This window comes from Blautia sp. AF26-2 (assembly GCF_003460955.1).
GTDB classification, from domain to species: Bacteria; Bacillota; Clostridia; order Lachnospirales; family Lachnospiraceae; genus Fusicatenibacter; species Fusicatenibacter saccharivorans.
In genome coordinates this window covers 287,543-308,368 of record NZ_QTWD01000001.1, presented here as the reverse complement: position 1 = coordinate 308,368, position 20,826 = coordinate 287,543, and the positions used below count along the sequence as shown (strand labels likewise).

19 protein-coding genes are annotated in these 20,826 nt (G+C 49.2%); 1 reads left to right on the top strand and 18 read right to left on the bottom strand.

The features are described 5' to 3' along the window. Nucleotides 1-32: 32 nt before the first annotated feature. From spoIVA to DWY63_RS01525, 15 genes are all read right to left on the bottom strand, one after another. Entirely contained in the window at nucleotides 33-1,502 is a 1,470-nt protein-coding gene (gene spoIVA, locus DWY63_RS01595; protein WP_022461834.1) for a stage IV sporulation protein A, read from the bottom strand. A gap of 171 nt (nucleotides 1,503-1,673) precedes the next feature. Continuing rightward, complete coding sequence (locus DWY63_RS01590) at nucleotides 1,674-2,525, bottom strand: bifunctional 5,10-methylenetetrahydrofolate dehydrogenase/5,10-methenyltetrahydrofolate cyclohydrolase (protein ID WP_117509041.1); 852 nt, start codon at nucleotides 2,523-2,525, stop codon at nucleotides 1,674-1,676. A gap of 87 nt (nucleotides 2,526-2,612) precedes the next feature. Next, nucleotides 2,613-3,245 carry a cyclodeaminase/cyclohydrolase family protein gene (locus tag DWY63_RS01585; protein ID WP_117509042.1) on the bottom strand — a complete coding sequence of 211 codons (633 nt, stop codon included), beginning with the start codon at nucleotides 3,243-3,245 and terminating at the stop codon, nucleotides 2,613-2,615. Nucleotides 3,246-3,306: 61 nt separating this feature from the next. Then, nucleotides 3,307-3,978 carry a DUF3786 domain-containing protein gene (locus DWY63_RS01580; RefSeq protein WP_117509043.1) on the bottom strand — a complete coding sequence of 224 codons (672 nt, stop codon included), beginning with the start codon at nucleotides 3,976-3,978 and terminating at the stop codon, nucleotides 3,307-3,309. A 94-nt stretch (nucleotides 3,979-4,072) separates the two neighbouring features. Then, entirely contained in the window at nucleotides 4,073-5,998 is a 1,926-nt protein-coding gene (acsV, locus tag DWY63_RS01575; RefSeq protein ID WP_117509044.1) for a corrinoid activation/regeneration protein AcsV, read from the bottom strand. A 139-nt stretch (nucleotides 5,999-6,137) separates the two neighbouring features. Then, nucleotides 6,138-6,923 carry a carbon monoxide dehydrogenase/acetyl-CoA synthase methytransferase subunit gene (gene acsE / locus DWY63_RS01570; RefSeq protein ID WP_022462424.1) on the bottom strand — a complete coding sequence of 262 codons (786 nt, stop codon included), beginning with the start codon at nucleotides 6,921-6,923 and terminating at the stop codon, nucleotides 6,138-6,140. A gap of 94 nt (nucleotides 6,924-7,017) precedes the next feature. After that, on the bottom strand, nucleotides 7,018-8,373 hold the full coding sequence (acsC, locus tag DWY63_RS01565) for an acetyl-CoA decarbonylase/synthase complex subunit gamma (protein ID WP_117509045.1): 1,356 nt from the start codon (nucleotides 8,371-8,373) through the stop codon (nucleotides 7,018-7,020). A gap of 37 nt (nucleotides 8,374-8,410) precedes the next feature. Next, nucleotides 8,411-9,352, bottom strand: coding sequence for an acetyl-CoA decarbonylase/synthase complex subunit delta (gene acsD / locus DWY63_RS01560; RefSeq protein WP_117509163.1), 942 nt, complete (start codon nucleotides 9,350-9,352; stop codon nucleotides 8,411-8,413). 297 nt (nucleotides 9,353-9,649) lie between these two features. Continuing rightward, nucleotides 9,650-11,779 (bottom strand): acetyl-CoA decarbonylase/synthase complex subunit alpha/beta, encoded by a 2,130-nt coding sequence (gene acsB, locus DWY63_RS01555; protein WP_117509046.1) that lies wholly within the window; start codon nucleotides 11,777-11,779, stop codon nucleotides 9,650-9,652. A 15-nt stretch (nucleotides 11,780-11,794) separates the two neighbouring features. Beyond that, on the bottom strand, nucleotides 11,795-12,583 hold the full coding sequence (locus DWY63_RS01550; RefSeq protein ID WP_117509047.1) for an ATP-binding protein: 789 nt from the start codon (nucleotides 12,581-12,583) through the stop codon (nucleotides 11,795-11,797). Nucleotides 12,584-12,645: 62 nt separating this feature from the next. After that, nucleotides 12,646-14,538 carry an anaerobic carbon-monoxide dehydrogenase catalytic subunit gene (cooS, locus tag DWY63_RS01545; protein WP_117509048.1) on the bottom strand — a complete coding sequence of 631 codons (1,893 nt, stop codon included), beginning with the start codon at nucleotides 14,536-14,538 and terminating at the stop codon, nucleotides 12,646-12,648. A gap of 126 nt (nucleotides 14,539-14,664) precedes the next feature. After that, complete coding sequence (locus DWY63_RS01540; RefSeq protein WP_022462430.1) at nucleotides 14,665-15,435, bottom strand: ATP-binding protein; 771 nt, start codon at nucleotides 15,433-15,435, stop codon at nucleotides 14,665-14,667. A gap of 38 nt (nucleotides 15,436-15,473) precedes the next feature. Beyond that, the gene (locus DWY63_RS01535; RefSeq protein WP_022462431.1) at nucleotides 15,474-16,406 is read right to left on the bottom strand and encodes a methylenetetrahydrofolate reductase; all 933 of its coding nucleotides are present in this window, start codon (nucleotides 16,404-16,406) and stop codon (nucleotides 15,474-15,476) included. A gap of 135 nt (nucleotides 16,407-16,541) precedes the next feature. Then, the gene (locus DWY63_RS01530; protein WP_117509049.1) at nucleotides 16,542-16,724 is read right to left on the bottom strand and encodes a CooT family nickel-binding protein; all 183 of its coding nucleotides are present in this window, start codon (nucleotides 16,722-16,724) and stop codon (nucleotides 16,542-16,544) included. Nucleotides 16,725-16,738: 14 nt separating this feature from the next. Next, nucleotides 16,739-17,089 (bottom strand): hypothetical protein, encoded by a 351-nt coding sequence (locus tag DWY63_RS01525; RefSeq protein WP_055218122.1) that lies wholly within the window; start codon nucleotides 17,087-17,089, stop codon nucleotides 16,739-16,741. A 362-nt stretch (nucleotides 17,090-17,451) separates the two neighbouring features. Here DWY63_RS01525 and DWY63_RS01520 point away from each other — a divergent pair, with 362 nt between their 5' ends. Further along, entirely contained in the window at nucleotides 17,452-18,273 is an 822-nt protein-coding gene (locus tag DWY63_RS01520) for an aldo/keto reductase (RefSeq protein WP_243001825.1), read from the top strand. Between the two features lie 48 nt (nucleotides 18,274-18,321). Here DWY63_RS01520 and DWY63_RS01515 read toward each other — a convergent pair whose 3' ends face one another. From DWY63_RS01515 to DWY63_RS01505, 3 genes are read right to left on the bottom strand one after another with little or no spacing between them, the layout of a single operon-like run. Next, the gene (locus DWY63_RS01515) at nucleotides 18,322-18,978 is read right to left on the bottom strand and encodes an ATP-binding cassette domain-containing protein (protein WP_117800941.1); all 657 of its coding nucleotides are present in this window, start codon (nucleotides 18,976-18,978) and stop codon (nucleotides 18,322-18,324) included. Then, complete coding sequence (locus tag DWY63_RS01510; protein WP_117800938.1) at nucleotides 18,975-19,757, bottom strand: ABC transporter permease; 783 nt, start codon at nucleotides 19,755-19,757, stop codon at nucleotides 18,975-18,977. The genes DWY63_RS01515 and DWY63_RS01510 overlap by 4 nt, the downstream gene beginning before the upstream one ends. Next, on the bottom strand, nucleotides 19,735-20,802 hold the full coding sequence (locus DWY63_RS01505; protein ID WP_243001824.1) for an ABC transporter substrate-binding protein: 1,068 nt from the start codon (nucleotides 20,800-20,802) through the stop codon (nucleotides 19,735-19,737). The genes DWY63_RS01510 and DWY63_RS01505 overlap by 23 nt, the downstream gene beginning before the upstream one ends. Nucleotides 20,803-20,826: the final 24 nt, after the last annotated feature.

Here is a 20,826-nt window from a genome sequence, read left to right as displayed (position 1 = left end):
AATTACTCAAAAATATTCGAACAGCTTTTGTATTAAATGATAATACACACCATTCCGCCCCGGCTGTCGTTGACAATTTTCTGCATGGAATCCTGGAGTTTTGCCTGGCCGTCCTCGGTGATCTGGGCGATTTTGCTGCGGATGCCGTCGTCAACGAGCTGCTCGACGGATTTGCCGAAAATGTTGGTATTCCAGATTCCCTCCGGGCTCTTTGCGCTCTCTTTGATATAGGCGATCAGATCCTCCGCCTGCTGCTCACTTCCGACGATCGGCGCAATCTCCGTCTCGATGTTGGCCTTGATCATATGAATCGACGGGCTCACCGATTTAATTTTCACGCCGTATTTGTTTCCCTGATGGATCACGGCTGGCTCCTCCAGCTGAATCTCCTCCCTCCCCGGAATCACGACGCCGTAGCCGCATCCGCGCACCGCATGAATCGCGTCCTCTACCTTGCGGTACTCTTCCCGCTGTGCCGACAGCTCGCGGATCGTCTGCACCAGATCATACTCGCCTTTGATCTCCACGCCGGCAAGTACACTCAGCATTTCATAATAATACTGCTCTTTCACCTCAATCCGCACCTTCACCGTACCGCTCGCAAGATCCATCGACTGCAGCAGTGTCTGGCTGACATACTGACTGGCAATCGCTGTTTTTCCGCCCACTGCATCCTTCAGGCGCGTCTTTTCCCTGCACATCTCACGGATCTTCTGCAGCAGCTCTGCCTTCAGCGGATGGTCATCGGCAAGAAGCTCCACCCATTTAGGAATATAAAATTCCATCTGCTGAAGCGGAAACTCATACAGCACCTTTTCGAGCATATGCAGAATATCTTCTTTGCGGAGCTGGTCGCAGTTCACCGCCATCGCTGCCACGCCGAATTTTGTTTCAAGCTCCTTTACCTGCCGCTGTGTCTCCTCCCGGTACGGTTTTTTCGCATTCACAAGAATCAGGAAGGGCTTTCCCTGCTTTTTGAGCTCCGCAACGGTTCGTTCCTCCGCCTGCAGAAAATTCTCCCGCGGCAGCTCGCCGAACGATCCGTCGCACGTCACCATAAGACCGATCGTGGAATGTTCTGCGATCACCTTCTTCGTACCGATCTCCGCCGCCTCCCGGAACGGAATCGCCTGCTCGGACCACGGTGTTTTCACCATCCGCTCCTTCTCATTTTCCAGATTTCCCGCCGCGTCCGGCACCAGAAAACCGACGCAGTCGATCAGTCGCAGCCGGATCGGATCGCCCTCCCCAAGCTGCAGCTCCACGGCGTCTTTCGGCACAAATTTCGGCTCCACCGTTGTGATCGTCTTTCCCTCCCCGCTTAAAGGCAGGGCATCCCGTACCTCCGCCTGTTCCTTTTCCGAAAGATACGGCAGTGCCAGCACCTCCAGGAAACGGCGGATCAGGGTGGACTTTCCCGTCCGTACAGGCCCCACCACTCCGATCAGGAACTGGCCCTTCGTTCGTTTCTGAATATCGCGGTATACTGAATATGCATCCATGCGCTATTGTCCCCCTTTTGATCTTTGTTGCTATGTACTGTTATATTCTATGAGCCGGCCCCCTCTCCTATCACCAAAACTGCACTGCCGCGCACGCAAAAAAGGCACCGCCGCCCTTTTTTCGGACGCACAGTGCCTTTTTTCTGTCACTTTCTTATCTTCAGCCTATGATCAGCTGTTTTTTCTCATGGCAGCCTCTACCACATGGCCGACCAGAACAGATGTGGTAACGGATCCTACGCCGCCTGGAACCGGTGTGATTGCCTCAACGATCGGCTCAGCTTTTGCGTATGCAACGTCTCCGCAGAGTTTTCCTTCTTCGTTTACGTTGATTCCGACATCAATAACGGTCTGGCCTGCACACAGGTAAGTATCATCTACAACACCTGCACGGCCTGCTGCTACGATCACGATATCTGCCTCTTTAACTACAGACGGCATGTCTTTCGTTCTGGTATGGCAGATGGTTACGGTTGCGTTTTTCTTTAACAGCATCATGGCTGCCGGTTTTCCTACAACGAGGCTGCGGCCTACGACAACGGCTTTTTTACCGGTGCAGTCGATGCCGTAGTGGTCGAGGATCTCCATGCAGGCCTGCGGAGTACATGGCGGGAAGCCCTGTTTTGTTCCGGCGAATACGCCTACCATGGAACCGTCTGTGATACCGTCTACGTCCTTCTCCGGGGAGAGTGCTTTGATGACTGCTGCCTCATCGAGATGTTTCGGAAGCGGACGGAAAATCAGAACGCCGTGGATGGAATCGTCTTTGTTTACTTTATCGATGGTAGCCATCAGCTCTTCCTGGGTAACGTCTGCCGGGAGAAGGAATTTCTCGTATGCAACGCCTAAGGTCTCACAGCGTTTGGTTGCTCCTCTTTCGTAGGAAAGGTCATCCTCTCTCTCTCCGACACGGATGATTCCGAGAGTCGGTTTTACTCCTTTTGCTTCCAGCTCTGCTACATTTGCTTTGATCTTCTCATTTAATGCTGCTGTTACTTCTTTTCCTAATAACTGTTTTGCCATTTTTTTATCCTCCGCTTTTCTTTTCGGTCAAAGAGAACTCCTTTTGCAACCCGCTTGCTGCCGGGAAGTTTCTCTGGCCGTTTGTTTTCAGGCTTTCAGTCTTCCCAGTACGTTCCGGAAAATCTCGTCTGCTTTTACGGTATAGACCGCAAGCATTTCATCACATTTTCGATTTAGTTCTTCTGCATATTCCCGGTTTTTCATAGATTTCGTGTTGATATATACATTCAGGGAAGCACCCTCTAAGGCTGCTTTGCAGAATGCTGCGCCAACACCTGCGTCACTGATCGCAAGTGCAGAACCTTTTGCTGCAAATTCTACGATCAGGTCGATTGCTTCGCAGCATTTTTCCATAATTTCCATTGGAACAGAGCAGGCATCCTTCAGCACAATCTCCATGACTCTTGCTTTTTCTGCCTTCTCCTCCTCTGTCTCGCGCGGCATGCCGTATGCTTTGGAGAGCGGTTCGAACACTTCTGCATCGCGCTCGATCAGGTGAAGCAGTTCGTCCTGAAGCGTGGTTGCTTTCGCCATCAGCTCTTTCATTTCCTCTTCGACATCCGCATATTTCTTTTTACCTACTGTCAGCGCACCAACCATGTTGCCAAGCGCTGTGCCGACAGCGCCAACCAGTGCAGAAGCTCCGCCGCCGCCCGGAACCGGTGCTTTGGAACCGAGCACGTCTACAAACTCATTGCAAGGTACTGTTGAAAATCCCATGTTATTTTCCTCCGCTTATTTTTTTCGATCCAGAAGCCATCCTGATGGCCTCAAACCATAACTATTTTGCAGCCAGAGCCTTCAGCATATCAATTGTGACATCTCCCACAACCGCCATATCCTCTCCCTGCGTAAATGCAGCCGGGAAATTGTCCGAAAAGAGGATCTGCGCGGACGGCGGAAACTCATCATCTCCTGCCCATAAAATCAGTCGTACAAAAAGCCCTTTCATAAACTCCAGCTCATATCCGACATCACCGGATGAAATCGCCTGAGCGCCGACACGTTCCATGATCTCACGGAATGCATCCAGCTTTCCGCCAAAGCCAAACGCAAGACGGAACAGGCATCTTCCCTGGAACTGTTTAAAATAAACTTCTCCCCACGGAATCTCCCGGTACGTCAAAAATTTTCCGGTAGACGGAGCAGCTCCGCCCTCTGTCAGATAACGCAATACCAAAATTTTTGCATTCGGTTTTTTCTCGAGTGGATACCAGCCAATTATCGGCGAAACGCTTCCATCATCTCCAATATGAAATACGTTGTACTCCGGCCACGAAATCCGGTAGGAAACACCCATCAGGGAAACGGTAAACTCCTGTTTTTCCGCATCATACGGAACGTCGCACCGGCTGGAAATCTCTCTTGGATCTGCATTCTGATACACTTCCAGATAATGCTCATACGGAATACGCTCTTTGCTGTCTTTTTCGTAATTTAAGTCTACTGCCATGTAAATCCAATTCCTCTCAAAAAGGTTCGCCACAATTCAAAGCAAAACCACATGTGTTTCACCTTGAATCGTAACAGAAAGTTCTGCTTCCGTTTTATGCTTCCACAGACGGGAACATCGTCGTGTCTGTGTGCGGCAGGAAGCACGCCGCTACAAATTCATCCATATAGGTTGGTACCGTAGAGAGTTCCAGATATGTCATGTTCCGGGCAACCTCATACGTTTTCTTCTCTGCTGCTGTCGATAAAAGCATTGAATACGCACCGGTCAGGGAAGAGTTACCAATGTAATGGAATTTTTCCAGCGGAATATCCGGGAACATACCGATGGTAACGGCATTTTTCATGTTGATGCCGCTTCCGATACCGCCCGCTACGTAAACCTCCTCGATCATGGAAACATCCATATCCAGATAGTTCAGCATCGTACGGATCGCTGAGAAAATCGCGCCCTTGGCGCGGATAAAGTTGTCGATATCGACCTCGGTAATCTCAACATCGCGGACACTTCCAGCCTCCTCCTCGAACGCAATGACATAGCTTCCCATGCCATATTTGTCGTGGCGGATCCGTTTTCCCTCACGGATAAATTTACCCTTCGGATTGACCATCTTCGCGCGGAACAGCGCCGCAATCACATCGATGATACCGGAACCGCAAAGGCCGATCGGTTTCGTACCCTCATCTCCGATAACATGGTACGAAGGTTCCATCGTCTCCGGATCAATCGTACATTTTTCAATCGCACCGTCGGTCGCACGCATGCCACAGCTGATATCGCCGCCCTCAAAGGCCGGTCCGGCCGAGCAGGCACAGCTTACCATAAAGTCAGAGTTTCCAAATGCAAGCTCGCCATTGGTACCAAGGTCAATAAAAAGACTCATCTCCGGCCGGTTCCAGATCATGCTGACCAACGCGCCGGCAGTAATATCTCCGCCCACATAGCTTCCGATGTTCGGTGCCAGAATGATATGGGCGTCCGGATGAATCGCAAGATTGACATCCGATGCAAACAGTGAGTTTGTCTTAAAGAAGGCCGGAATATACGGCTCCATCCGAAGCGGATCTGCATTGATGCCCATCATCAGATGCTCCATGGTAGTGTTTCCGGCAATCGCCGCACGGTAAATCTGCTGACTGCTGATTTTCGCTGCACGGCACATGTTGGAGATCATCGGGTTTAAGGTTTCTTTGATGATTGCATTCTGCAGTCTTTCATGGCCTCCCGGTTTCTGGGATTCAATGATACGGTTGATAACATCCGCACCATACCGGATCTGTCCGTTTCCGGAAGAGGCTTTTGCCAGGATTTCTCCGCTCAGCATATCCACGATCAGTGCAGAAACTGTCGTTGTTCCAATGTCGACAACGAGACCGCCGACAACTGCTTTTGCTTCCATTGGAAGCATATCGTATAAAAAGACGTCATTTGGCGTAACCCGGACGACACACTGTGCCTGAAAATGGGATTCCCGAAGGACATCCGGCATTTTTTTCAGTACAGAGTACGGAATCCGTACCCGGTCAAGCCCCGTCGCTGCCTGTACAGCCCAGGTTACTCTCTCGTTATCCGGCATCGTATCATCCAGAGTAGGCTCTTCCATTGAGATTGTAATCACCTGCATGCTGTTTTTCAGCTCCAGACCGGCGTCTGTAATTTTCTTTTTCGTATCTTCAAAAATTGCAATTTCACTCGGTGAACTAAGGTCTGCCACTTTCATGCGGCTCCGGTAAGCGGATGCAATGTCCGGCACTTCCACTTCAACATCGCCTTTGACGGTGCTGACGCACGCCAGTCTCCAGCCATTCTGATATTCTTCCTCAGAAATATGGCGGGTTATTTTGGAATCCAGCTCACCGCTCACAAGACGAACGCGGCATTTACCGCACGATGCGTTTCCGGAACACGGTGCATCGATCGGCACATTGCTCTTCTGCGCTACTTCAAGAAGGCGCTCACCCTCGGTTGCGTAGGTGACTACCGGTTCTCCCTCTTCAAATCGAAAGGTTACTTTTGCCATAATCTGTAAATCCCCCAGTCGTATATATTCTCCGCTGTTTTTTTATTTTTCCGCTTTTAGATAGAAAAACCCCTGATGGTGCCTCAGGTTTTCGCAAACGCTACGGCACCATCAGGGGAAAACCTGCGAGATTTAAAGATTAAAGCTCCAGATAAGAATCTGCGTACAGAGTGTTGCCTTTGAATACGTCACAGGATTTAATGGTCTCCATCAGTCTCAGGTCATTCGGGTTAACGATGGCGCTGGTCAGACCCTGCATCATAGCCATAGCTACAAGTGCGGAATCCATGATCGGACGGATGTTTTTCGGCATACCGTTGGAGTTGTTGGAAAGTCCGCCGGTAGAATTCAGTCCCATATCACTGAACATCTTGATGCACTCAAGAACTTCCATCTGTTTGTCCTGCATTCCTTTTACAACCAGAAACAGCGGGTCAAACCACAGATCGGTCGGCTCCATACCATGCTCCATACCTCTTTCCAGAAGGGTCTGGCAGTACATCATACGCTCGTCGTTGTCTTTTGCAATTCCTTCGCCGTTGCAAAGTGCAATAACGATTGCATCGTTTGCAGCCGCAAGGTCAACGTACTCGATTCTTCCTGCAGCATCTGCAGAGTTTACGATCGGTTTTCCTTTGGAACGGTTGTATACAGAGATACCAGCCTCAATTGCTTTTTTGTTGGATGTATCCAGAGCCAGCGGAACATTGTCAAAATTGCTCTGCAGCAGCTCAACAGCCCATTTCATGATGTCTTCTCCATCATTCTCAGCCGGTCCGATGTTTACATCAAGGTAAACGGCACCAGCATCCAGCTGCTGTTTTGCTCTCTTTAAAATTGGCTCTTCATCTCTTGCTGCGAATGCTTTGTTTACAGTAGGAGCTGTAACGGAAAGTCTTTCGCCGATGGTTACAAATTTTGCCATATCTCTTCTCCTTTTCTTTTGGGAATCCCCCATAATTATTTTTTTCACGGAAGGAACTCCGCTTGTCTGGAGTTCCTCCCGGAATTTTTATGTATTACAGTTCTCCGTTTGCCTGCAGATCTTTCATGAATTTCACAAGCTGAACTGCCTCAAGCGGAGCAACGATTACTTCCCATCCAGGAAGTTTGGACTCAATGTCGCCCTTTAATACGGCTACTTTACCAGGAATGATAACTTTTCTGGATTTTACTTTATCTTCTACATTCTCTTTGAAGAATTTGGAGATAGAGTTACCGGAGAATTTACCTGCTGCCCAGGATGTCAGTACAGAAAGTCCGCCGGCGTCGTTGATTACAAGGTTTACCGGAACTCCGGATCTCTCGAGCTCTCCGGATACCAGGAAATAGGTCAGAGCAAAGTCTACTGTGGTCAGGCAGATCGAATTTTCATCTGCGCCGTTCAGCGGGTAGATGCCCGGCTCTACTTTCATCGGTTTCTGCGGATCGGTAAATACGTTCTGGCGAAGTCCGAATACCGGAAGTGCCTCTGCGTATCCCATTTCCTCAAGAACAATAATGGAACCGTATTTCATGGTGAACAGGGAAAGCAGTGCCTGCTGCATATATCTGTCGCCCTGTGCAATTTTTGCCAGATTTACAATAGACGGATAACCAAAGGTACGGTCTGTATCCTTTAAGGATGCACGTCTTACCTGTACGGTAGTAGCAAAGGTCTCTTTGATGGTCGCTTCTGTGGTATCAAGAACAAGGTTCTTGTTGCCGAGTTTCTCGATTGCTTCTACGGTGTCGTGAAGCTCATCAATGTTTGCGCCACTTACGCCGAGAACAACGCCTGCCTCTGTGGCAAGTTTGCTCATCTCTTCATAATTGGATGCATTTGCACCATTCAGGATCGGTTTGCCTGCTTTGCATACTTCCAGAGCAGCTTTTGCAGCTTCTGCGTCCTCACAGCCAAGTACCAGAACTTTTCCGGTTGCTGCTGCTTTCGTTACAAGAGATACGTATTTGTCTACGCCATTTCCGGCATAGTTTACATACAGCATCTCTGCGCACATACGCTCACCGATACGGTCGTAATCAACTTTTTTGTCTTCTTCCAGTTTTGCGTCGATCTCTTCGTCAGACATGCAGCTGCAGAGAGATACTGCATAACGGGTTTTGCTTACAAATGTTTTCTCATGACGATAGAGAACCGTCTCTCCGCCAAGGGTGTACTCACTGTCGCCGGTTCCGACTTTGATGGTCTTCATTGGCGGTGCGGTAGCTTCGGAAAGCTGTGCCATAGCGTCGTCAGACATATATGGGCACGCTGAAATATCCATAGCGCCCTGTGCAACCTTCATGGAGAATGCCATACAGGTCGGACATCCGCACTCTTTACAGTTTTTCTTTGGGGTCATTTTAAAAATCTGAATACCTGATAATGCCATAATTCTTTATCCTCCTAATCTCTTCCTTACGTACTGATTACATCAGTTCCTGAATCATTTTGGAAATGGTTGCAACAGACTGTGGATGTTTGAGGATAACTGCATCAGAACCAGAAGCCAGAGATGCGGCTGCTGTCTGAATCTCCATAGAGATTCCTCGTACTTCCTGATTTCCCCATTCCGGAGATTCCTCTTCTGTTGCCATTGCCTCTTTTACATTCCATGTCTCAGAAGCGATTGGAGTAATAATTGGCATCTGCAGCATTTTATCGTCCTGGGATAATGCTGCTGCTTTGATACGGTCCAGTGTAGATACTACGTACTCATATCCGTATCCGACTGCTGCAGAACCTACGTTCATAACAATGCTGTCCGCGCTGACACCAAGCTGGGTCATAACAACATTCAGCTGTTTTGCAAGGTTGATATCTACAGCGGACTCAGCGCCGACTTTCTGGCTGTATGCCAGACCTGCGGCTGCACCAACTGCCTTGTAATCTTCTTCTCTTGCGGACATAACAAGAACGTTTCTTCCCTGAAGGACCTCTGCTACTTTTGTGAGCAGTTCGGAATCCTTCTCAACGTTTTTACATCCTTCTACAACAAGCGGCACGTCAACGGCATCAGCAACCTCTTTGACTGTCTCAATGAGTTCTTCTACCGATTTGTTCAGACCGTTCGGGTCTCCGCCTGCCAGACGAAGGCAGAGGAAATCTGCACCTTCCATAGCTGCTGCTTTTTTTGCAATCTCGCCCATGGTAGCTGCACCTTCATAGTATGCTTTTACGCTTTCCGGTTCTCCTTCCATACCAAGGTCTGTGATTTCAACGCCGACCTTCGGTCCGTTTTTGATTTCACCGTCGAAAGCATAGAATGGTAATACGTTTTCTCCGCCAAGAGTTACGGTTTTGTCTCCGCTGCCGATTACAACGGATTTAATTGCTGCATTAAACTTTTGTGGTTTGCGATTAAACGGCATAAAAAAAGCCTCCTTAAAAATAAATTCCATACAGGCATATCTCCATGATTCCGCTTCATGGACACACCTGTTATTATTTTAACGTTTTTTCCCGGAGAATGCAAGATTTACCAGGATATTTTCCAAGATTTTCTGACAAAAAGTATCCGTTTTCTCTTCGTCAGCCGTTTTTTTCCAGAAAATCACTTTACAGCTGCCGGCATGTGCCGGAAAGGGCTTCCTCCTCCGCTTTGGAATCCCCTCCCAAGCCATGCCGGTCTGCTTATTCTTTCACAGGATAAGCCTGTAAAATACGAATTACATCATTGGATCCATGCCAAGTGCCGGATGACCTTTCTCGGTCAGGAATGCAACCAGTGTCTCCGGATCTTCTGCGATGGTCTCGTCACCGATCATATCGGTAAAGTTGTCGATACCGTACAGCTCTTTTGCTGTTTCATTCAGTTTCTCTGCAACCTGCTCTTTCAGCTCTTTCGGCATCCATACGATACGGGCAACGCCGCCTTCTGCTTTCATAAATTTCTTGGAAGCGATAAAGTGTTTGCCGTGTCCCATGAATCCAGGAGTCTGAACACCGCCGCCTGTCATGGAAGCCAGCTCGGAGAAGGTCATTCCCAGAGGAGTCATGCCTGCGTACTCACGGTTTGCGATGCAGACACCGTTGGAGAACGGCTCGATACCACAGATACACTCGAAGCATCCGCAGGATGTCATTGGTTTTTCCATGATGGAGTACAAAGATACATCATCAAGAGCGCCCTGGGAAAGTTTACGAACAGCCTCGTTAACATCCTCGTACTCACCGATTCTCTCATCAATTACTTTTTCTTTTGTGATAACCTGGCAAGGTCCGTTCGGATCCAGCTCGTTGGTAGCTTTTGCATCCAGCCATGAAACAGCACCGCAAAGTCCGAGACGCTCTGGTGTAACAACACATACATGGCTCGGGGAGAATGCCTGGCACATGATACAGCTGTAGTATACCGGTACGGATTCATCTGTCATGGTAGACAGACGCTCATCACGTTTGTCGAATACCGGAATTGCAATTTCGTGACGGATCTTGGTACAGTCTTCCGGATTGGTGTAGATCTTAACCTGACATTTGTCAACAACAGCCTCGAACTCGTTCTTCACCTGTGCGTACAGAACTTCTCCGAAGTGTTTTGCACGGAAGCCTGCGTTGAAAGCTTCTTTGCTGACACGGATACGGATCATATCACGCTGTCCGGTATGCATCACACCTTCGATGCAGTTCAGGTAGCTGTGGAATTTACGCTCAAATACAGGCTCGAAATCCGGCTGCATGCTCTTTCCGGCAACCTCAACAACGTATGCAATGCTGTGCTTGGAACCTACCTCGAACTCGTCGATGTCCGGTCCGATCAGCTCGATCTTGTGATCTTCTACTTCGGAAGCATCTTTTGTCTGAACCAGCTCGCAGCAGTCTACACGGGAACCGTCAAACTCAACCTGCATATCACCGCGGCGGATGATTTCGCCCTCAAATGCAGATGCGAATGCAACCGGGATATCGATGTTTGTAATTTTAATCTTGATGTCGCGGGCTTCCAGAGAAGTTGCGTTGAATTTGGAAACGTCCTTCTGGATAATGAGACTCTTCGGAATAGCCGGAACGTCTTTGTCATCGTTTGTGATAACCGGGAAACCAAGTGCAATCGCACCAGCGCCGCATGCAACGATCACATCATCCAGAGGAGCAAAAGCATTTACGAATGCCGGTACACGGTCTTTGGTGTAGGTCATCAGTGCGCCTGCATCGCCTGCAGTTACGTTACCGAAGATCAGGGCTGCACGGATTGCTACGGATACAACGTGGATTACAGATGTTACGTCTTTTCCAAGCGGGATGACACGTACGTTTGCGCCGGTCTTGTATCCTAATTCCTGACACTGATCAATGATTCCGCCAACCAGTGTTACAAGAATACCCTGTGCCTGATAGCTCTTAACCAGATCCACGCCTTCCTGTGCGGTCGGAGCGCTTCCAAGGATAACAGCTACGCCCGGGATATCGCCTGTTACAAGCGGCACACCAAGCTCACGGATGATGGCATCGCTTAAATGGCCGTAGCACGGCTCATCATATGGTTTTGCACCGTCGATGTATTTAATTGCCTCGATGAACTCTGCGCAGAGTGCAGTTGCAACACCGGACATAAATACATCATTCAGCTGATTTTCTCTTGTCATCAGAGATTTTACCACGCCAAGAGCCTCTTTCATCTCTTTTAAGTTGGTAACCTTTACTCCTGTTACAGCATAGTAACACGGAAGTGCGTAAGCAGTGTCCGGGAAGCTGACTGCTTTTTCCTCTCCGTTTGCTGCGATTGCGGCATCAATGGCAGCTTCGGTAAGACCGTATACTGCATCATTTCCGCCAAATACTCTCTCGAATAATGTCATGTGTTTTTCCTCCTATCACACTTTTTCCATGCCAGGCATGTTTGACTTATCGATTTTTGTTTTTATTTTCCGTATCTCTTCTACTGCAGCCGCGCTGTAATCATATGGAGACGAACCTTCCCTGTCCGCTTCCATAATTTCCGGGTTGTAGTGGACCATGCCCAGAAGATCCTCCGGGGGGATACGGTCCTGTATGAATGCCTCATCTTTTTCGTCGCGTACTTTGTTTGCCACGACATGAACCTGATGAACGCCAAGCTCTTCGGCCAGACGTTTGACATTCTTATAGGTCTGAATACTTCTTGCACCCGGCTCGATGACTACGATGAACATATCCATGCCCTCCGTCGTTCCTCTTCCCAGATGCTCAAGGCCTGCTTCCATGTCGAGGATGACAACATCCCCTCTGTGAAGGACCAGGCTGTTGATGATTCTCCGCAGCATCACATGCTCCGGGCAGACACAGCCGCTTCCGGCCGTCTCCACGGTGCCAAGCGTCAGGAGTTTGACTCCATTGTACTCTTTGCTGTATTTATCGGGGATATCACTTACTCTCGGATTTATCTTGTAAAACCGGTTGTCTGCACTTGCCTCGGTGCGCTCTTCGATCAGTTTTCTCATTTTGGTAATCGGAATGATCGAATCGAGGATTTCTTCCGGAAATCCAAGCGCAAGGCCCAGATTGGCATCCGGATCGACATCTGCAGCCAGAACCGGATGGCCTTCTTCTGCATAAAGTCTTGCAAGGGTCGCTGCGATGGTTGTTTTTCCTACGCCACCCTTTCCAGTTACTGCTATTTTCATTTTACACCTTTTCACTTCAAAAAGGGCGGTCTCTTTTTACGTCAGGGACCGCCCTGTCCTTTTTATACGCCGAGTGCGGCACGTTTCTCTTCGATTCGTGCGAGCATTGCATCGCCCAGCTTGTCGATGTCTTTTTCTACTGTGTAAGCTGCCTCAACCCAGTCGCGGACACCGTTGGTCAGGAGTCCTGTTACCTCAGTGGATCCGGATACGTACGGCTCTACGCCAAGGTAAGTATCGATACCGGTTGCTACAACATAGTTTCCGATGGAAACTGCTTTCTCAGACATCCACTCCGGAGCACATCCGACAACCGGAAGCTGGGAAATATTGACATTACCGATTTTAGCAAGTTCTGCTACAAGAACCATCATACGGGAGATATCAACGCAGGATCCCATGTGGAGTACCGGCGGGATATCAGCCAGCTCGCAGACACGTTTCAGACCTGCACCGCAGAGATCTTTAGCACGTTTGTCCATCAGACCTGCTCTTGCTGCTGCCTGTGCAGAGCATCCGGAAGCAACGATGATAACGTCGTGCGCGATCAGCTTCTTCATCAGCTCGATGTGAGCGGTGTCCGGACGGACTTTCGGGTTGTTGCATCCTACCATGGCAACTGCACCGCGGATAACGCCGGATGCCACACACTGCCACAGCGGCATCAGAGTTCCGGTCTGGTCAACCTGGGAATTGGTTACTTTATCCAGAGTCTTGATGATGGACTCAAAAGAGTATCCAACGGTTGCTTTCTGCTTCATATGCGGGATATGTACCAGCTCCGGTTTCCGGTTTTTAAAGTTTTCAATTGCCATTTTTACGATGGCTTTTGCATTCTCACCTGCTGTTTTTGCGTTGAAACGAATGTATTCTGCATCCGGCATCTGCGCAATCGGGCTGGTGGTAACGAATTTAGTATGGAAACATTTGCTTAAAGGTCCAAGGGCCGGGAAAATACACTGTACGTCAACAACGATGGCCTCGCAGGCACCGGTCAGTACCACGTTTTCCTGCTGCAGGAAGTTACCTGCCATCGGCACGCCGCGGCGCATTGCTACTTCATTGGAAGTACAGCAGACACCTGCCACGTTGATTCCCTTTGCTCCCATTTCTTTTGCATATGCGATCATCTCCGGATCGTCTGCGTATTCGCAGATCATCTCGGAAAGTGACGGATCATGGCCATGAACGATGATATTTACTTCATCTTCTTTCATAACACCAAGGTTTGCCTCGGTTTCGATCGGCTTTGGAGTTCCGAACAGTACGTCAGAGAACTCGGTACCCATCATGGAGCCGCCCCATCCATCGGAAAGTCCGGAACGAAGGGACTGGCGAACGAGTGCTTCCGGAAGGGAAGAACATCCCATATGAGTCATATGAAGAGAACATGCAACCTCACGGTCAATCGCACGCGGTGCGATTTCTTCTCTCTCCCAGATTTCCTGTGTGTGCTGCGGAGCACGTTTCAGGAATCTCTGTGTTCCAAACGGTTTACCATACTCCATCAGAGCCAGCTCGGACATCTCATGTGCCAGATCGTAAATATCTTTTCCTTCTGTCTCTACGCCCCACTCTTTTGCGATACGGATCAGTTTCTCCGGATCTTTTACTTTGTAGTTTCCGTTTGGATCAGCCTCATGCAGTGTGTGGCAGATCTCACGGCCATGATCGGAATGTGTTGCGGAACCGCCTGCTGTAAAGCGCAGGAAGTTACGTCCTACAATACCGTGTACATCGCATCCGCAGATTCCTCTCGGTGCCTTTGGTGTAATACGGCAAGGTCCCATCGTACAGATACGGCAGCAGGTTCCCTGCTCACCGAATTTACAGTGCGGGGTCTGGTTTTTTACACGAAACTGCCATGCGTCAGCGCCAACCTTTGCACCATTTTCCAGGAGCTCATTCGTGGCCTGTTCGAATTCTTCTACGCTTGTTAATTTGAATTCGCTCATCTTGTCCTCCTCAAGATTGTATTTTAATATTTTTATGGTAAAAACATCCTCCCATGGGGGATATTTTACTTTTGAAATATCCCTCCGTCTGCAGCGTGTACAAAGCGGAGGGCAGATTCTCTGTTTTTATAAATCAAGGTTTTCTACGATTTTCTTTAATGCCGCGCGTACCGGAGAGTCTTCCGGCAGACGTACGGTTGGTTTTCCGTCACAGTCATATTCATAAACCTGATCATCGTGCGGAACAACGCCAAGGAGAGTTAATCCCTGTTTTTCAATCTCCTCACGGGTTCCCTCATTTAACACGCCATTCGGCGCACGGTTTACGATCAGTCCTACCTGCTTCGGCTTCATATCGCATTCTTTGATCAGCTCCGCGATTCTCGCAGCGGCCTGTACTCCTCTTCTTGAGCAGTCACTGACCAAAATAGCTGTATCCATTCCCGGAAGTATACCACGGCTGATATGCTCCATGCCTGCCTCGTTATCCACAACCATGAAGGGGTAATTCGGATACAGCTTTGCAAGCTGATTCTGCAGAAGTCCATTGACGAAGCAGTAGCAGCCTTTTCCCTGTGTTCTTCCCATCACAAGCAGGTCAAAATCATCTTCCTCAGTCAGAGCGCCTGCAAATTTAAATTCCGCATAATCTGCCTTGCTCATACCTGCCGGAATCGGGTTTTTGGATGCCATCTCTGCACGGGCAATCTCCTCCCGGATATCTCCAAGGGTAGCTTCTACTTCTACACCGAGTACCTCATTCAGGTTTGAGTTTGCGTCCGCATCAACCGCAAGAACAGGACCTTTTCCTGACTCGCAGAGATACTGGATCAGCAAGCCGCATAATGTTGTTTTTCCAACGCCGCCTTTTCCGGCGACAGCTATTACGTGTGCCATAAAAATCGGATGCCTCCCAAATTCAAGTAATTAATTCATTAAACCAGTGTGCAAAGGCCGGATCTGTCGATGATTTCAGATACGTCTTTCCATTTATTCAGTGCATACAGATGAATTCCATTGACACCGAGTGCACGGTATGCATCAATCTGTTTTACGGTATATTCGATACCCTCTTCTTTGAACTCTGCAACTTTCTTGTCGTAGAATACGTCGAACGGTTTGCCCTCTGCATCTTTTGCTGCAAATGGGTTCGGGAACAGCCAGTGTCTGGAGATCATTCTGGAAAGCTCTCTGTCCATCACACAGCCGTTTCTGGAAAGTGCCATGTTGATGGTAGCTGCCTGATCCAGGATCGGCATAACTCCAACGTCTACCGGCATGGTGATTCCTGCTTTACGGATTGCATCGAGCCAGTATTTGAACTGCTCCATATCCCAGCAGAGCTGTGTCATGATGTAGTCAGCTCCGTTGTCCTGTTTCTGTTTCAGAACTGCGATATCAGACTCCAGACTTCTGCAGGAGATGTGGCCTTCCGGTGAACCTGCAACAGCGATTTCAAATTTGTCGCCGTAGGTATCACGTACGAATTTTACAAGATCCGTAGCGTAGTCAAAGTCACCGCAGGTTGTGGTCTCGCCAAGCGGAATATCACCGCGCAGTGCCAGCATGTGGTCTACGCCGTCAGCCAGATACTGATCCAGCTGTTCTTTAATTCCTTCTTTTGTGTTTTTGATAACGGTGAAATGAGTAACCGGTGTGGTTCCGGCATTTTTGATCATCTGACATACTTCACGGTTTGCTCCGACGTTTCCGCCGCCTGCTCCGTATGTACAGGAAATGTAAGACGGGTTATATTTCATCAGGTGGTCGATGGTACCCGGCAGATTCTGCAGTCCCTTCTCTGTCTTTGGTGGGAACAGCTCAAAAGACAGAAGGGTCTTGTTTTTCATCTCTTCTGAAAGTTTCATAATTCAATTTACCTCCGCTTTAATATAATATATTCCTATTCTAAGTCCCGGTTCGCCTGTTCTGTTTGTTCCGATTCGCAGACCCCGGGGTCTTAAAACCACTTTTATAGAATAACTGGTTCCGTCAACCAATTATCATTCACAGTCCAGCTCTACGATGCTGTTTGCAAGATCTACCATTTTGATCTTACCCTGCAGTCTGATCTCTTCGCCCAGGATGTCGCGGATGAGAACGTATTCTCCATCGACATCGATGCGGCTTACATTTTTACAGACAACTGTGTTCTCCGGATTTTTGTATACCGTTGCAAGGCACATAGCTTACGCCTCCTCTACTTAACTTCTTTCAAATGCTCTTTTACAAGCGTCAGTGCAAGGGACAGGCGCATATTGCCTTTCTGGAAATCGGATACTCCCTCCCTGATCTGTTTTGCGGCGTCCGCCATTCCGGCTTTTTCCAGTTTGTCGGCCATCTCGTCGAGTTCTGCTGCGTGATGTTCATTGTGCTGCAGCATATAGGTTAAAAGGGCAAGATTCTCGTCCTTGCATTTTTCTTCGGAACCGCATGCATTGCAGGCATGTCCGCAGTCTTCTCCCTCGTGATGATGGTCATGGTGATGATGGTGCTCGTCGTGAGCTCCGTGCGGAATGGGATTTCCATTCTCGTCATATAATAAATGCATAATATGGCCTCCTCTGTCCCCGTTTTTCTGCTCTGCCGTCCGTTTCGTCCGCTTTTGTTTTCCTGAAACGTCCTGCAGATTGTACAGGGAATGATAAATAAATATCAATTCAAACTTATTATACTCTATTTCATGCACAAAATCAATACGGCCTCCACAAAATTTCTGTACAATTCGCCGTACAGGCCGTCCTGGCATCCTTCTTTTTTCTTGCGTGGCTTGTTATTTTTTTCATTTCCCGATTGTGTTAAACTTTTTTAATATATTTGGTCTGATTTCTTTAAATTTTCATGTTATACTAAACATAATTATGAGAGAAATACGGCAGAATCTTTTTTTGATTCAAGATACGGAGGGTTTTTATGGCACTTTCTATTCCAACCATCACATTGAACGACGGCAGAGCGATGCCGCTTCTGGGGCTTGGCACTTACAAATCGACAGAAAAAGAGGCAGAAAAAGCAATTGTCACCGCGGCAAAATACGGCTACCGTCTGGTCGATACCGCCTCCTCCTATAAAAATGAGGACAGCATCGGCCGCGGGATCCGCGCAAGCGGGATTCCGCGGGAAAACTTTTTTATTACCACAAAGGTATGGAATACCGCGCAGCGGGTCGGTGATATCGAAGGTGCCTTCAACCGCAGCCTCGACCGTCTCCGTCTCGACTACGTTGATCTTTACCTGATTCACTGGCCGGTGCCGGGCTGCTACCCGGAGACGTGGCGCGCACTCGAAAAAATCCGCGAATCCGGGCGTGCAAAATCGATCGGCGTCAGCAACTTCGAGGAGCCGCACCTTACCGCCCTCTTTGAATTTTCCGGCATCATCCCGGCCGTCAACCAGATCGAATGCCATCCGCTCTGGAACCGGAAACCGCTCATCGCTTTCTGCCGTTCACATGGAATCGCCGTTCAAGCGTATGCGCCGCTCGCAAGAGGTCTTTATCTGAACCGTGAGATTATGCAGCAGCTGGCAGAAAAGTATGTACGCACTGAAGCGCAGATCGGCCTCCGCTACCTCGTCCAGCAGGGCATCAGTGTCATCCCGAAATCGACACAGCCGGACCGCATTTTTGCCAACGCGGATGTCTTCGACTTCGAACTTTCTGAAGCCGACATGGCGCTCATCGACACGATGGACGAACAGCTCCGCTCTGCTTCCATACCGGATGACCTGCTGTAACTGCGGATTCACAGAAAAAGCAGCACAGAAAATCTGTTTCTTTCCGTTTCAGATTTCTGTGCTGCTTTTTCTGTTTCTCTTTATTTCGAGGATACCATCCAGTCTGCTGCAGGTGCAGATCCAGTCCCCCATTGCTTCGGCTTCTTTTAAATCATGCGTGACCAGAAGCATCGTTTTTTCTTTTCCTTTTCTGCGGATATAGTTCATCGTTTTCTTTTTCGTCCCCGCATCCAGTCCCCGGAACGGCTCATCCAAAAGGAGGAAATCTGCGTCCATGCGCATGGCCCGCAGAACCGCCACCCGCTGGCGCATGCCACCCGACAGTTCCGATACAGCCTGGTTTTCACAGCCCGAAAGGCCGAGTTCCTCCATCTCCTCCACAAGATGACGGGAGCTTCTTTTTTCTTTTCCAAACATGCGGCGCCTTACCGCGAGCTGGATATTGGCTGCAGCTGTCAGTTCTTCTGCCAGCCGCGGTTCCTGAAAAACCATACTTTTTCTTAAGGCTTCCAGTCCCCCGATTTTTCCGCCGTCCGCCTGCTCCAGGCCTGCCAGAATCCGCAACAGGGTTGTCTTTCCCTCCCCGGAAGGAGCCATCAGACAGGTCACTGCTCCTTTTTTCAGTTCCATCGTAAGATTCGAAAAAATAACGTGTTCTCCATACGCTTTTTTCAGATGGCAGATTTCAATCGTATCTTCTCTCATTTCATCACCAGCATCCTTTTTTCTGCAAGATCCATTCCTTTTAAAACAGCTTTTTCGAGACAGAAGCTGACGTACACGATCGCTGCCGTCCAAGCAAAGAGTCCCGGTGTGTCGAGATATATTTTTGCCTGATACAGATGCTCTCCGATGGATCGGTTCGGAATGCCGATTACTTCTGCTGCCGTTCCGGCCTTCCAGCAAAGGCCGAGGGAAAGTGAACATCCCGTCCGGATATATGGGTACAGCTGCGGCAGGATCACCCAGCGCAGCCGCACCGGCCGCGGAACCTGAAAAACGTCTGTCATCTCCAAAAGCGCTGTATCCAGTTCCCGCAGGCCGTTCCGCGTGTTTGTATACAGGATTGGAAATACCATCAGAAACGAAATCACAACCGAAAGATTCTTCGACGAAACCCATATCAGGATCAGAATCACAAAAGAAGCGACCGGCACTGCTTTCACTGCTGCAACCAGCGGCGTCAGGAGTTCTTCTGCAATGGAAAACCGACCGGCAAGTGCAGCTCCTGCAATTCCCGCCGCCGCACCAAGAAAGAATCCGGCTCCGATGCGTGCTCCGGAAAACAACAGGGACTGCCAGAAGACCGGTTCTGTTACAAGCGTAAAAAGGCGTTTCAAAACAGCGGCAGGAGATGCCAGAAGGATCTCCTGCCCGACAAAAACGCTTGCCGCCTGCCAGATCATAAGCCAGAACACGATCGGCCAGCGCTTCGTTTTTCTCTGTTTCTCTTTTTTGTTTTTATTCGGAATAATAGAAGTCATCTCCTGGAAGTTCTCCTCCGACTGTCTCCGGGTTCTGGTCTTTGAGTACACCGAGATAACCGGAAAGCTTCTCTTTCATCTCATCACCGGTGATGCAGACAATGTTGCATGCCGGAAGTGCTTTCTTTGCGACTGCCTCCGGAACAATGTCATAATCCCCGATCAGTTTTGCCGCCTCATCAGTGTTTTCGGTTACGTAGGATACGGATGCCTGATAAGCTTCCATGAAGTCTGCAACTGCTTCCGGATGCTCCTTGGCAAAGGCAGTGCGCACAACGGTAACACCTGTCACCAGTGTGCTCGCCGTTCCTTCGGACTCCTGGATTTTGTTCCATTCTTCGGTCAGGTCAAGTGCGGTGCGCAGCGTTTCTTTTTTCGTCTGTGCCGTCGTTACAAACGGCTGCGGCAGCATGGCGATTCCATCGGCATCTTCTGCAAGTGCTGCCACGCACTCGGCGTGTTCGCTCTTCCACTCGATCGTTACGTCCTCACCCGGTACGAGGCCGTTCTTTTCGAGGATATAATTCAAAGCATACTCCGGAGTTGCACCTTTGCCGCCCGCATAAATGGTTCTGCCTTTCAGATCCGCAATGGAATGTACGGTATCGCCGTCCTCGACGATATAAAGGACACCGAGCGTATTGACTGCGAGCACCTGCACGCCGCCGTTTGTCTTGTTGTAGAGTACGCTTGCAAGGTTCGCCGGAACCGCGGCGATATCCACCTCTCCCTGTACCAGTTTTGCGCTGACCTCATCCGGGGCAGCGGCAAGTTCAAACGTGTCCGCAGGTGACTCTTTGCTGTCGTTATCGCTCATCATTTTTACCATTCCCATGCCGGTCGGTCCTTTTAATGCAAGCACATGGACCAGTGTCTCATCTTCTGTTTCCGATGCCGCTGTGCTGCTCTCTGTCTGCGTACTTTCTGATCCTGTGCTTTTTATCCCGCTGCTCTCCGTCTTTGTCTCTGTCTGGCCACATCCTGCAAACAGAAGTACCATTGCAAGAATCGCTGTCGCAAAGCCCATCTTTCTTTTCTTTTTCACTTTTGTCTCCACCTTGCTGTTCTT